10 protein-coding genes are annotated in these 13488 nt (G+C 72.3%); 7 read left to right on the forward strand and 3 right to left on the reverse strand.

Features of this window, described 5'->3' with window-relative positions:
* Window positions 1–135 precede the first annotated feature (135 nt).
* The 4 genes from AB0B39_RS10185 to AB0B39_RS10200 are packed head-to-tail and all read left to right on the forward strand — an operon-like array spanning window position 136 to window position 3386.
* A complete protein-coding gene (locus AB0B39_RS10185) occupies window positions 136–1062 on the forward strand; it encodes a hypothetical protein (RefSeq protein WP_357574072.1) in 927 nt (308 codons plus the stop codon).
* Window positions 1059–1505 (forward strand): ABA4-like family protein, encoded by a 447-nt coding sequence (locus tag AB0B39_RS10190; RefSeq protein WP_357574073.1) that lies wholly within the window; start codon window positions 1059–1061, stop codon window positions 1503–1505. The genes AB0B39_RS10185 and AB0B39_RS10190 overlap by 4 nt, the downstream gene beginning before the upstream one ends.
* Window positions 1506–1509: 4 nt before the next feature.
* Entirely contained in the window at window positions 1510–2763 is a 1254-nt protein-coding gene (locus AB0B39_RS10195) for a histidine kinase (RefSeq protein ID WP_357574074.1), read from the forward strand.
* Complete coding sequence (locus tag AB0B39_RS10200) at window positions 2760–3386, forward strand: response regulator transcription factor (protein ID WP_357574075.1); 627 nt, start codon at window positions 2760–2762, stop codon at window positions 3384–3386. The genes AB0B39_RS10195 and AB0B39_RS10200 overlap by 4 nt, the downstream gene beginning before the upstream one ends.
* A 3-nt stretch (window positions 3387–3389) precedes the next feature.
* On the opposite strand, the gene AB0B39_RS10205 is transcribed toward AB0B39_RS10200, so the two are convergent.
* The 3 genes from AB0B39_RS10205 to AB0B39_RS10215 all read right to left on the reverse strand — a co-directional run bounded on the left by AB0B39_RS10205 (window position 3390) and on the right by AB0B39_RS10215 (window position 11333).
* Complete coding sequence (locus AB0B39_RS10205) at window positions 3390–5180, reverse strand: gamma-glutamyltransferase family protein (protein WP_357574076.1); 1791 nt, start codon at window positions 5178–5180, stop codon at window positions 3390–3392.
* 70 nt (window positions 5181–5250) lie between these two features.
* Window positions 5251–9288, reverse strand: a complete 4038-nt coding sequence (locus AB0B39_RS10210) for a discoidin domain-containing protein (RefSeq protein ID WP_357574077.1) — start codon at window positions 9286–9288, stop codon at window positions 5251–5253.
* 119 nt (window positions 9289–9407) lie between these two features.
* Window positions 9408–11333 (reverse strand): Na+/H+ antiporter NhaA, encoded by a 1926-nt coding sequence (locus AB0B39_RS10215; protein WP_357574078.1) that lies wholly within the window; start codon window positions 11331–11333, stop codon window positions 9408–9410.
* Window positions 11334–11500: 167 nt separating this feature from the next.
* On the opposite strand from AB0B39_RS10215, the gene AB0B39_RS10220 reads away from it, so the two are divergent.
* Genes AB0B39_RS10220 through AB0B39_RS10230 form a run of 3 tightly spaced genes read left to right on the forward strand, consistent with a single transcriptional unit; the run spans window position 11501 to window position 13486 of the window.
* The gene (locus AB0B39_RS10220) at window positions 11501–11899 is read left to right on the forward strand and encodes a YbaB/EbfC family nucleoid-associated protein (protein WP_357574079.1); all 399 of its coding nucleotides are present in this window, start codon (window positions 11501–11503) and stop codon (window positions 11897–11899) included.
* The gene (locus AB0B39_RS10225; protein ID WP_357574080.1) at window positions 11886–12206 is read left to right on the forward strand and encodes a type VII secretion target; all 321 of its coding nucleotides are present in this window, start codon (window positions 11886–11888) and stop codon (window positions 12204–12206) included. Before AB0B39_RS10220 ends, AB0B39_RS10225 begins: the two co-directional genes overlap by 14 nt.
* Window positions 12203–13486: a WXG100 family type VII secretion target gene (locus AB0B39_RS10230; RefSeq protein WP_357574081.1), complete on the forward strand. Its 1284-nt coding sequence runs from the start codon at window positions 12203–12205 to the stop codon at window positions 13484–13486. Before AB0B39_RS10225 ends, AB0B39_RS10230 begins: the two co-directional genes overlap by 4 nt.
* Window positions 13487–13488: the final 2 nt, after the last annotated feature.

Here is a 13488-nt window from a genome sequence, read left to right on the forward strand (position 1 = left end):
CATTGTGCCAGCACCGGCGGCGCTGCGGGCGGATCCCGCCTCCTACCCGGGGAGGAGGCGCGCTCCGACCCGGGGCCGCAACCGGGGCCCGCGGTCGGACGCGACCGGCGGGAACGGTCACGAGCATCTACAGGCATGACAACAGTTCTGCGTCGGGCGACACACTGGAACCGCCCCCTCATGCTTCTCGTCTGCGCGATGGCGGTGCTCGCCGTCGTCGCCACGGTCGGCATCCTCGTCGACCCGCGCGTCCTCACCGGGGCGCCGATCTGGCTCAAGCCGTTCAAGTTCGCGGTGTCCTTCGTGCTGTACGGCGCTACGCTCGCCTGGATGCTCTCCCTGCTGCCCCGCCGCAGCCGGATCGCCGAACGAGCGGTCGCGGTCATCGTCACGGTGGCGGTCCTGGAGAACGTGTGGATCGTCGGCCAGGTGCTGCGCGGGCAGACCAGCCACTTCAACGACACCACCCCGCTCAACACCGCCCTGTTCGCGGCGATGGGTGCGGCGATCATGGTGCTGTTCGTCGCGCACCTCGTCATCGGCATCGTCGTGCTGATCCGGCGGATACCCGACCGGGTCGCCGCGACCGCCGTCGGGTGGGGGCTCGGCCTGTCCCTGCTGGGGATGCTCGCGGCGGTACCGATGGCGCTGCCGATGCAGGACCCGGGCATCGAGGGCATCTCCGGGGCGCACAGCGTGGGCGTGGCGGACGGTGGGCCGGGGCTGCCGGTCGTCGGCTGGAGCACCACCGGCGGCGACCTGCGGATCGGGCACTTCGTGGGGCTGCACGCCCTGCAGGCCCTGCCGATCCTGGCGATCCTGCTGACCCGGTTCGCTACCCGGCTCGACGCGCGCACCCGCGTCCGGCTGCTGGTCATCGCGGGCGGCGCGTACGGCGTACTCACGATGCTGTTGACCTGGCAGGCCCTGCGCGGGCAGCCGCTGCTGCGCCCGGACGCCCGCACGCTGGTCGCCGTCGCGGCCCTGGTGGTCGCGACGGCGACCGCCAGCGGGCTGGTCCTGGCCCGCCGGCGCCGCCCGGAACTGGCGCTCGCGGCATGACCACGACGCTGTTCTCCCTGACGTTCGCGGTGGCCGCGCCGTTCTGGGCGCTGATGATCCTGGTGCCGCGGTGGTCCTGGACCGCCCGGATCATCGGCTCACCGCTGATCGTGCTGCCCGTCGTGGTGATCTACGCGCTGCTGGTCATCCCGGCGTTCGGCGAGGTGCTGCCGGCCGTCGCGTCGCCGACGCTGGCCGGGGTACGCGAACTGCTCGGCACGCCCGACGGCGCGGCGGCGGGCTGGGCGCACCTGATCGCGTTCGATCTGTTCGTGGGCCGCTGGGCATGGTTGGACAGCCGGGAACGGGGGGTGCCGGCGCTGGTCATGGCTCCGGTGCTGGTGCTGACCATCCTGCTCGGGCCGCTCGGCCTGGCCGCCTACCTGGGCGTCCGCACCCGGTGGACGCGTGCTCGTACCGCCGATCCGCAGCACCTAGGCTGACCCTGTGCGATGGGCGGAGCGACTGTTCGGGGCGCGGGACACGCTCCTGCGGATGGTGCTGCTCGACCTCACCGGAGTGGGTTACCTGCTCTTCGTGCCCCACGCCGGCCCCGCGCCGACGGCGACGCAGTGGGCCCTCGCGGTCGCCGCGTTCAGCGTCGCGCTGGTGTCGCACCGTCGGCCGGTGGTCAACCTCGTGGCGCAGGCCGCGCTGCTGGCTGCCGCGATCTGCCTGATCGACGACATCACGATCAACCAGGTCGGCGCGAGCTGGGCCCTGCTCGAAGTCACCATGCGAGCAGGTCGCGCCCGCACCATCTGGTTGAGCGCCGGGCTGCTGGCCGTGGTCGACCTGACCGACTCGATAGGCGACCCGCTGCGCCAGGTCGCCTCCGGGATCGTCGGACTGGCCCTGGAGGTCGGCGTGCCGGTGCTGCTCGGCCTGGTCATCCGGACCAGCCGGGAGCTGGGCCGGCAGGCCGTCGAGCGGGCGCTGGCCGAGCAGCGGCGGCGCGAGTCGGAGAGCCGCGCGGCGCGCGCCGACGAACGCAGCGCCATCGCCCGCGAACTGCACGACGTCGTCGCCCACCACGTGGCGTCGATGGTGCTGCGGGTCGGTGTGGCCCGGCACGTCCTCACCGACCTGGACCCCCGGGTGGACGAGGTGTTCGACGACGTGCACGGCACGGGCACCGCGGCCCTGGCGGAGCTGCGCCGGCTGGTCGCGGTGCTGCGCAACCCCGACGGGGTACGCGGTGACGCCGCGCTGACCGCGATCGAGCCCTCGGCGCTCCCCTCGGCGCTCGGCGCCGCCGTCGACCGGGCCCGCCAGGCCGGCATCGCCGTCGAGGCCGACATCGACGCGGCGATCGGCTCCCTCGACGCGGTACGTGGCCTGGCGGTGCTGCGGTTGACCCAGGAGGCGCTGACCAACGTGGCACGCCACGCCGGGCCGGCCGCGCGGGCGCACCTGGTGGTGGCCCTGCGCGACGGGGCGGTGCACTGGGAGGTCACCGACGACGGGGGCGGCGTCGACGGCGACAGTGCGCCGACGCACGTGCCGGCCGGCGGCGGCCACGGCATCACCGGCATGTCCGAACGCGCCGAGGTGCTCGGCGGCCGGCTGGAGGCGGGCCGGACCGGCACGGGCTGGCGCGTGCGGACCGTCCTGCCGAACACGCTCCCCGAGACCGCCGCCGATGCGGCGCCCCGGGCCCGCGCGGCCCCGGCCGGAACACCCACCCGGAGGCCGGCGTGATCCGCGTCCTGCTGGTCGACGACCAGCACCTCATCCGCGCGGGGCTGCGCATGCTGTGCGACGCGCAGCCCGACATCGAGGTCGTCGGTGAGGCCGACAACGGCCGCGAGGCGGTGGTCCTCGCCGCGCGGCTCCTCCCCGACGTCGTCGTCATGGACCTGCGCATGCCCGGCGTCGACGGAATCACCGCGACGTCGCGGATCCTCGCCGAGCGTCCCGCCACCCGGGTGCTGGTGCTGACCACGTTCGGCGACGACGACCACCTCTATCCCGCGCTGAGCGCCGGAGCGTGCGGCTTCCTGCTCAAGGACGCGCCCCCGACCGAGCTGCTGGACGGCATCCGCCGGGCCGCCGCGGGCGACAGCCCGTTCACCCCGGAGGTGCTGCACCGCCTCGTCCAACGCGCGGTGCACGCCCGCGCCGAGCCACCCCGACCCGTGCAGGGGCTTACCGCCCGCGAGCAGGACGTGCTGACCCTGGTCGCCGAGGGCCTGTCCAACAGCGAGATCGCCGAACGCCTCCACATCGGCGTCACCACCGTCAAGACCCACATCACGAGCCTCATGACCAAGACCGACAGCCCCAACCGCGTACGCCTGGCGCTGTTCGCGCGCGGGACCTGACCGCTACCGGCCGCAGGCGTAGCCCTGCATACCTCTCGGGTTCGCGCCGGCGGCGAGCACGCCCGTGCCCGGGTCCCGGCTGACGGCGCAGAGCCGGCCCAGACTCCACGCGTCGACGAGCCGCACCTCGTGCCCGTACGCCCGCAGGGCCGTCACCACGTCGGCGTCGAACCGGTCCTCCATGAGCAGGACGCCGGGCTCCGAGTCGCGGGGATAGAACGACGCCGGCAGGCTGACGGTGTGCCACGCGGGCGCGTCGATGGCCTCCTGGAGGTGCTGACCGCCGACGAGGTGGCGCAGCAGGAAGGGCACCTGCCACTGGTCCTGCTGGTCGCCGCCGGGCGTGCCGCACGCCAGGATCGGCTCCCCGTCGCGGTGCACCATGGTCGGGCTCAGCGTGGTGCGCGGTCGGCGGCCCGGGGCGAGCGACGAGGGGAGCCCCTCCTCCAGCCAGAACATCTGCAGTCGACTGCCCAGCGGAAAGCCGAGTTCCGGGATCGTTGGCGAACTCTGCAACCAGCCACCACTGGGCGTCGCCGAGATCATGTTGCCCCAGCGGTCGACGACGTCCACGTGGCAGGTGTCGCCCCGGGTCACCCCGTCGGAGCGCACCGTCGGCTCCCCCGTGGTCGGGTCCGGCGCGTCGACGCGGCTGCCGGCGCCGCGTCGGACGTGGGCCGGCAGGCGCGGTTGCGCCCCGGCGGGACGCCCGGGTCGCAGCTCGGTCGACGCGCGGTCACCGATCAACCCCGCGCGCTCCCGCGCGTACGCCGGGGAGAGCAGCGCGGTGGCGGGCACGTCGGCGCTGTCGCCGTACCACGCCTCGCGGTCGGCGAAGGCGAGCTTGAGCGCCTCGACCTGGGCGTGGACGCCGGCGGCGGTGGCCGTGTCGTACGCGCCGTCGTCGTTGCGCGCGTCGAGGACGGCCAGCGTCTGGAGCAGCACCGGGCCCTGGCCCCAGAACCCGGTCTTCGCCACCGAGTAGCCCTGCCAGTCGAGGGTGGTCGGGGCCTCCCAGGTCGCCGAGTACGCGGCCAGGTCGTCGCCCGTGACCAGCCCCGCATGTGCGCGGCCGCTGGAGTCACGGAACGGCCGCCGGCTGAACTCGTCGATCGCCTCGGCCACGAAACCCGTACCCCAGGCTCGGCGCGCGGCCTCGATCTGCGCCTCCCGGTCGCCGCCGGCCGCCTGCCCGGCCTCGACGAGTCGGCGCAGCGTGCGCGCGTACGCCGGGTTGGTGAACCGCTCCCCCGCTGCCGGTGGCCGGCCGTCGCGCAGCCAGAGCTGGGCGGACGTCGGCCAGTGCTCCTCGAACAGCGACCGCACGGCCGCCACGGTTTCACCGACCCGGCCCACCAGGGGGTGGCCGGCGGCGGCGTAGCCGATCGCCGGCTCCAGCACGTCGGCGAGGGTGAACGTGCCGTGCTCGCGCAGCAGCAGGAGCCACGCGTCCACCGCGCCGGGCACGGCTGCCGCGAGCGGGCCGGCCCCCGGGATGAGATCCATGCCGAGGGACCGGAAGTGGGCGATGGTCGCGGCGGCCGGGGCCGGGCCCTGCCCGCACAGCACCTTCGGGCGAGGATCCGCAGCGGTCGCCACGATGGCCGGCACCTCGCCCCCCGGGCCGTTGAGGTGGGGCTCGACGACGTGCAGGACGAACCCGGCGGTCACCGCGGCGTCGAAAGCGTTTCCGCCGCGTTCCAGGACCCCCATCGCGGACTGGCTGGCGAGCCAGTGCGTCGACGACACCATGCCGAAGGTTCCCTGCAGGGTCGGTCTGGTGGTGAACGTCATGACAACACCTCACTGGGGGTCCGGTGGCGCTGGGAAGCGGCTCCGGGCAGCCGCTCCCCAGCGCGCAATGCTATGGCGTGCCGTACGCCTGGGCGGTGACGGTGGCCTGGCGGGCGAGGCCCGGCCGCGCCGGCCAGGAGATCCCCACCTGACGTGTCTCTCCCGGCAACAGCCAGAAGTAGTTGTCGTCGTAGCGGGCCGGGAGGACCCGCTTGCCGTGCTTGTCGCGGACGGCGAGCCGGATCATCGCGGCGACCGTACGGCCCTGGTTGCGGACCGTCGTGGTGACGGTGTTGCGGCCGTCCACGACGCGTACGGAGCTGGTCGACGTCACCAGGCGAGGGCTCGCCAGGGTGTTGAGCGCCCGCATCTGCTCGGCCTTGTCGTAGCGCCAGTAGGTGTTCTCCGCGAGCAGCCGGTCACTGCCGTCGCGCAGCTCCAACCGGACCAGGTGCAGTCCACCGCCGTCCGGCGCGGCGACGGCGAACACGGGAGTCGTCGACGAGCGGGCCACGTCCACCCGCTGGCGCTGGGCGGCACCCAGCGAGCGGCCGTTGAGGTCGTACCGGCGGGCGGTGACCGTCACGCCGGTGAGGGCGGCAGTGGTGTGGTTGACCACCCGTGCCTGCCAGGTGCCCGGGTCGGCCTGGACGTGCACCGGCTCGCACCCCTTGCGGGCGCCGTAGTAGGCGCCATTGACGTCGAGGTCGTAGTCGTAGGTCTGCCAGACCGTGCTGTGCCACGCCGGGTGCGACATCCACAGCAGCAGGCCGGTCGCGTCCTGCCACAGGTTGGCGTTCCACGCCTCGAACATGGCGCGGTGGCTCTCGTAGTTGACGAACTGCGCCCGGGCGGCGAACTCGTCGAGCGAGCCGGACGCGCCGAGCCGGGCGTCGATCGCCGCCTGGTACGTGCCGACGCGCTGGTTACCGATCGTCGACCAGTCGTGGTAGTTCCACACCTCGCCGATCGGCCACTCCGGCGCGTCGCCGACCAGGTTGCGCATGCTCTCCGCGACCGACACCACAGGCATGCCGATCTCGGTATGGAAGCCGAACGAGTCGGCCTCGTAGATCGTCGCGTCGGTGTAGGTGGTCGGGTCGACCCAGCCGTACGGCCCGCGCCCGCTCACGATGCCGCTGGCGGAGTTGGGGATGTAGAGGATCTCCGGGTGTTCGGTGGCGACGGCCTGCTTGAGGCCGGCGTCGACGATCGGCGGCGGGTCGCCCTCGTTGGCGCCGCACCACACGACGATGCTGGGGTGGTGGCGGAAACGCCGGATGGTGTCGGCAGCGATGTCGACGTAGCCCGGTGGGTTGGGCAGGAAGGCACCCGCCTGCCAGAAGTCGTTCCACACCAGGATGCCCTGCTCGTCGCAGGCCCGGTACAGCTCCTCGCGGTTGCTGCTGCCCAGCCAGTTGCGGATCATCGTGAAGTTCATGTCGCGGTGCATCTCGACCGTGTCGGCCAGCCGGTCGGGCAGCACCCGGCGCAGCAGCTCGTCCCAGCCCCAGTTGCCGCCCCGGGCGAACACCGGCACCCCGTTGACGCTGATCTTCAACTCGGTGATCTTGTTGCTGACCGCCTTGACGTCGGTCCACCGCTGCCCGTCGTCGGACACCTGGATGACGAAGTCGCGGGCGTACGCCTGCTCCCAGACGATCGTCACCTGGTCGAAGGCGACCAGAGCACCGAGGTCGACAGCGATCCACTGGTTGTCCTCGAACGCCGACGACCACCGGGTACGCGGGTTGCCGTCGACGGCCCGCTCCGGACCGTTGGAGTCGCCGTCGGACGACGACGCGGTGGCCGTCCCGTGCAGGGCCAGGTCGACGCCCGGCTCGGCCTGGCGCTGCACCGAGAGCGCCCACATGGACACGCCCCACGACGTCACCCGCGCGCCGGTCTGGATGCGCAGGTGCCGGGCGGTCCGGCTGGCGAACGTCTCGACCTGGGTGGCACGGCTGCCCAGCGGGGTGTCGTTGCTGACGGCCTTCACGTCGGTCCAGGCGTTCCCGTCGGCGGAGACCTGGACGCGGTAGTCCAGGGCGTACGCCTGCTCCCAGACGATGGTGACCCGGTCGAAGTCGGCGGCCGCGCCGAGGTCGACCTGGATCCACTGGTCGTCCTCGGCCCGCGAGGCCCAGCGGGTCGCGGGGTCACCGTCCACGGCCCTGGCGGGCACGTTGGTGTCGTTCTCCGACGACGACGCGGTCGCGTCGCGCCCCCGGGCGAGGTCCGGGCCGGCGCCGTCGGCCACCGACAGCGCGTACATGGAGATGCCCCACCCGGTGGCGCGCTGGCCGGCCTGGATGCGCACGTGTCGGGCGTGCTGCCGATTGAACGTGACGGTCTGCGTGGCGGCGCCGTCGACGAAGTCCAGCGGGGGCTGGCCGGGCGGGGAGATCACGATCGGCTGATGCCAGTCGTAGCCGAACTCGCGGACACCGAAGCGCAGCTCGCGCCGGTCGCTGACCGCGCGCTTGACAGTGGCGGTGAGCGTCAGGTCGTACAGGTGGGGCTCGCCGTAGCCGTTGGGCCACCAGAGGCGGGGCTTGGCGAGGCGCAGGGCCCCGAAACGCTCCGGGGTGAAGGTGACCGTCGCGGATCCGTGCCCGGCGAGGGTCACTGTGGACTCGACGCGTACCTTGTCGAACTCCGCGCGCACGGTGACTGTGGTCGCGGTGGCCGTGGCGTTGCGTACGGGCACCCGGATGGTGACCTCGGCCGTGCCGGTGTCCGGCAGCTTCGGCAGCGTGGTCTCGACGTGCGGGTCGCCGACGACCACCGCGCCGGTGCTGCGCAGCCGCACGTGGTCCCACAGGCCGGTGACCCGGTCACGGACGGCGGGCATCCAGTCCCAACCGGACACCGCCAGGTAGGTGGGCGCGTCGAGGTAGTGGTGGGCCGACTGCAGGAAGGTACGGCCGTCGGCGCCCTTGTCGCCGGGGGTGCCGGGGTGGGGCATCGGGGTGACCCGCACGGCCAGCACGTGGTCGCGGTGGCCCGCGAGAGCGTCAGTGATGTCGAAGGCGGCCCGCGCGAACGGGTGCTTGACGCTGCCGACCCGCACGCCGTTGACCCAGACGGTGGCCTCGTGGTTGATGCCGTCGAACTCCAGCCAGATCCGGCGGCCGGCGGAGGTGTCCAGGCCGCGTGGCAGCCGCAGAGCCCGCCGGTACCACCAGGTGTGCCGCGACAGCGCCTCCGGGATGCGCAGGTTGTTGAAGCCGGCGACCGGGTCGGGCAGGTGTCCCTGCTCGACCAGGGTGCCCAGCACGGTGCCGGGCACTGTCGCCGGCAGCCAGGAGCTGACGTCGACGCCCGCGCGGGACAGCTCGGCGCCGTCGGTGGTGCCCGCGAAGTCGTCCATCGTCAGCGACCAGCCGGACTCCAGCGCGACAGTGCCGTCCGGGGCCACCGTGAGCTCGGGGGTCCGGCCGGTGTTGCCTCCCTCCCAGCTCGTCCAGCCCGCGGCCCTCGGGCGAGGGGACAGGGCGACGCCGTAGACCTGCAAGCCGTTCAGGCCGACCGGGTTGCTGTTCGACCGTGCGGTGACGGTCATCCGGACCCAGCGCGCGGTGACGGGCTGCGGGAGCTTGATCGCCTGCACACCACCCGGACCGTCGCTGGTCTCGTACACCGACCGCCAGTCGTGGCCGTCGGTGGAGACGTCGATGCGGTACGCCTTCGCGGCGCTGGAGAGGATCTCGTCGCCGTCGGTGTCGGTGTCGGTGTAGTTACCGTCGAACGGTCTGTCGGCGAGGGTCGCCTCGAAGACCAGGGTGACGGCCTCGACGCGGCACTGCGCCTGAAGGTCCACCGAGATCCACTGCGGATCGCCGTTCGCCGCGCGCCATCCGCTGCCCCGTACGCCGACCTGGGGCAGACCGTCCACGGCGAACGCGGCGGGCGTCGGCGCGTAGTCGGTCGAGGAGACCGACACCGGGCGGTACCTGGCGAGATCGGTGGATGACGGGCCGCCGGTCTGCGGCGCGGCGGCGCTGGCGGCCACGTCCGGCAGGACGGCACCCACCCCGACCGACGCCAGCAGCGTCGCTCCGGCGGAGAGGAAGGTACGCCGCGAAACGGGCGATGGCTCGGACATTGCGCCTCCAGGGATAACAACGTTGTCAGATGGCGGGGAAGTCGGTGACAACGTTGTCAGATGGTGGCCTGATGTTCCCCGGGAGTCAAGAGCCCGCGTCCTGTCCACTCGGGAGCGGGCTAGCTGTCCTGACGCTGGCCACGCTCGCGTCGGTGATACTCGGGCTGGAGGCGCACGCTCGCGAACGCCGACTTCACCGCCGCCGAGAGCGCGGCGATGTCGTACGCGCCGTGGTGGCGCCGGCCGTTGATGAAGAACGTCGGGGTGCCGGTGACGCCGCTGAGGTCGGCGGAGTCGACGTCCTCGGCGATCCGGTCGACGCCCATCCGCTTCGCCATGTGCTCCCGGAACCCGTCGAGGTCCAGGTCGAGCTGCTCGGCATAACCGAGCAGCTCGGCGGGACCGAGCGCGTCCTGATGGGCGAGAAGCAGATCGTGCATCCCCCAGAACGCGCCCTGTTCCCCCGCCGCCTCGGCGGCCTCGGCGGCGAGCTGCGCGTGCGGGTGCACGTCGGTGAGCGGCAGGTGCCGCCAGACGTACCTGATGTTGGCGAAGTCGGCGAGCAGTTCCCGGACCACCGGCTCGGCCTGCCCACAGTAGGGGCACTCGAAGTCGCCGTACTCGACGACAGTCACCGGCGCGTCGAGCGATCCGCGGATGTGGTCGCGCTCCGGATCGACAGGCAGCTTCAGGTCGACGATGGCCTCGGCGACGCCCAGCAGCCCGCGCGCACGCCGTGCCGGCGAGAGCCGGGCAATCCAGCGGAACACCAGCCAGGTGACAACTGACGCACCGACGGTCGCCACGAGGATGCCCAGCTTCGCCTCATCCAGGGCGGGGCCGCTCAGGGCGTGAGTGGCGATCAGGAGCGCGACGGTGAACCCGATGCCGGACACCGTGCCGACCCCCGCGACGGCGAGCCAGCCGACCGGAGGCCGGAACCGGTTGCCGCTCAACCGGGCCACCAACCACGAGGTGGCCACGATCCCGGCCGGCTTCCCCACGACGTACGCGACCACGACGCCGAGCGTGACCGGGGAGGTGACGGCCCTGGTCAGCAGCTCCCCGTCGATCACGATCCCGGCGTTCGCCAGGGCGAAGAGCGGCACGATCACGTAGCTCGCCCACGGGTGGTAGAGCGTCTGCAACCGCTCGTTCGGCGACAGCGCCGAGGTGAGCCCGGCCTGGGCCATGCGGGCGAGCTGCGGGGTGGGCTGTTCCCGGAAGAGGCGGAACTGGTCACTGGCCCGCTGCAGGTCGCCGCGACCGGGAGCGTAGGCGTAGCTCAGCAACCCCATCACCAGGCCCACCGCGACCGGGTCGACACCGGACTCCGAGACGGCGACCCAGGCCGCCACCCCCAGCAGCGCGTAGACCGGCCCGAACCGCACGCCGACGCCCCGGACGAGCAGAACGACACCGAAGATCGCCGCCGCGACGAGCAGCGCCGTCGGCGAGGGGTGTTCGGGGTACGCGATCGCCAGCACCGCGATCGCCACCACGTCGTCGACGACAGCGACGGTCAGCAGGAAACCCCGCAGCCGATCCGAGAAGCGCGGCCCGAAGACGGCCAGCGCGCCGAGCGCGAGCGCGGTGTCCGTTGCCATCACCGCGCCCCAACCCGCCGCGGTGGGACGCCCGGCGTTGATCGCCAGATAGATCCCGATCGGCAGGAGCATGCCGCCGAACCCGGCCAGCATCGGCAACGCCAGTCGCCGCCGTTCGCGCAGCTCGCCGATGTCGAACTCGCGTCGCAACTCCAGCCCCGCGACCAGGAAGAAGAACGTCATGAGACCGCTGTTGACCCAGGTGCGCAGGTCGTGTGTCAGGTGCCACTCGCCGAGCTGGACGGAGAGGGAGGTGCTCCAGAGCGACTCGTACGACGACACGTCCAGGTTGGCCCAGAGCAGGGCCACCACCACCGCGACGAGCACCACCCGTGCGCCGCCGGTCTCGGTGCGCAGGAACGCGCGCAGCGGAGCGTTGATCCGCCCCTCCCAGTTGGTCCTGCTGGTCCAGCCGCGGTGCGGGTTGTCGCTCGTCACGGGGTCAATCTTCGTTGACCGGACCGTCACGTGGTTCGGATTCGGGCACCTGGCGATGGCCGGTGTGACGTCCTCCTCATTCAGGGCATGCACGGAGCGCCACCGGTTGATAACGTGCCGGTGATCTCGCCGACTGCCGTCGGCGGTGGTCCCCTGGGGAGGGTCACATGTGGGCGGACGAGGCCGCGCTCGACGCGGCTGGACGCCGGCTCGACGAGTGGGAGTCGTCGATCGCCGCGCGGGCGGAGCAGGCGAAGACACTGTCGGCGAGGATTCAGGAGCTGACCGGCACCGCGCACAACACCGACCGGACCGTCGACGTCACCGTCGACGGGGCTGGCCTGCTGATCGACCTGCGACTCGACGAACGCGTCCGGCAACAGTCCGCGGCACACACCGCCCGGCAGATCCTGGAGACCACCAGGGCCGCGCGCACCGACCTGCTCCGCCAGGTCCGCGAGGTGACCGGGGAACTCCTCGGCGACGACGCGAGCACCCGGGCCATCATCGACTCCTACCGCAGCCGGCTGAGCCACGATCAGGGGTCCAGCGATGCCCGGCGGTGACGGCATCCAGGTCGACCCGGACGACCTGACTGCCCACGCGGCCCGCCTCGATCGCTGCGCCGGCAGCCTCGACACCGCCCAACAGGCCGGCCAGCACGTCCGGTTGGGCACCGACGCGTACGGTCAGCTCTGCGCCCTGATGCCGACGCTGCTCGACGGCCTCCAGCGGACCCTGGTCGACGGCATCGGCGCCGCCGCCGCGTCGGTACGGGACACCGCCGGCAGGCTGCGGGCCGGGGCAGACCACTACCGAAGCTCCGACGCCCACGCCAAGCACCTGCTCGACGAGGTGCGGCAGCGCCCGTGACGTCCAACCCGCTCGTCGCCGCCGCAGCGGACACCCCGCCCAGCGCCTGGGCGGGTGTGTGGATCTGCGAGGACATCGAACTCATCGCGCAGGGCGTCCGCACCGGCAGTTGGATCGACGGCAGCCTCGGCGTGGTGAGCGCGGGCCTCGACGCCCTCGTCTTCGTCTCCGACCCGGTCGGCGCCCTGCTCCAGTACGGGATCGCCTGGCTCATCGAGCACGTCAAGCCGCTCAGTGAGGCGCTCGACTGGCTCGCCGGCGACCCGGCACAGATCACCGCACACGCCCAGACCTGGCGCAACGTTGCCGCCTCGCTCCGCGAGGAAGCAGCCGAACTGACCCGCGCCGTCCGCGACGACGTCGCCGGCTGGGGCGGCAGCGCCGGCCCCGCCTACCGCGCCTGGGCCGCCGAACAACAACAGGCCATCACCGGCCTCGCCCAGGGCGCCGACACCATGGCCGCGATCACCGAAGGCGCCGCCGGCCTGGTGGCCGCCGTCCGGCTCCTGGTCCGCGACGCCATCGCCACCTGCGTGTCCCGCCTCATCACGTACGCGGGCGAACTCGTCGTCACCGGCGGACTTGCCGCACCACTGGTCGTGGAACAGGTTTCGACACTGGTGGCGTCGTGGGCGGCGCGGATCGCGCGGTTGCTGCGGGGGCTGCTGGCCAGCCTGCGCCGACTGATCCCGGAGGTACGCCGGCTCGGCGACCTCATCGAGAAACTCCAGCAGGCGCTCGGGCGGCTGCGCGATTCGCCGGCTGCCCGGTCAGGGAGCGCGAGAGTGGGGGCACGAGGCTTACATGGGGGCCACACCACTCGCCCCCGCGATCTGGCGGACTATGGACGGCAGGACCGTTGGGCAGAGGATGCCTACGACGCCATCCGCAGTCAGGACGATGCCGAACTCATAGCCCGCCAGGTCGCGGATGCCCCTCGCCTTGACGGTTCCCGCGGATTCTCGCGGGAGGAGATCGAACAGATCCGTCGGCACATCTTCTTTGATGAGCACCCGATGGATGACTACGCGGGCGGAATCATCCATCAACGATATGATCCGAGCCCTCCCATGGCTGAAGCATGGTTACGCTTGCGGCGAGGCAGCCCGTTGCCCGAGGATCACGCTCTGCTGGAGCACGAGCTGGCGGAGCTGCAGTACTACCGGGCACACCCGCAGGCGGCATACCGTGAGGCGCATCTTGCCGCCAACCAGGTGTCCGACTGGGGATCGTCGATTCCTGGGCCGACCTACGAGGACTACGCCGACATGGGAGGCTAGGG

Origin of the sequence: Micromonospora sp. NPDC049114 (assembly GCF_040648635.1) — a bacterium.
Classification (GTDB): Bacteria; Actinomycetota; Actinomycetes; order Mycobacteriales; family Micromonosporaceae; genus Micromonospora.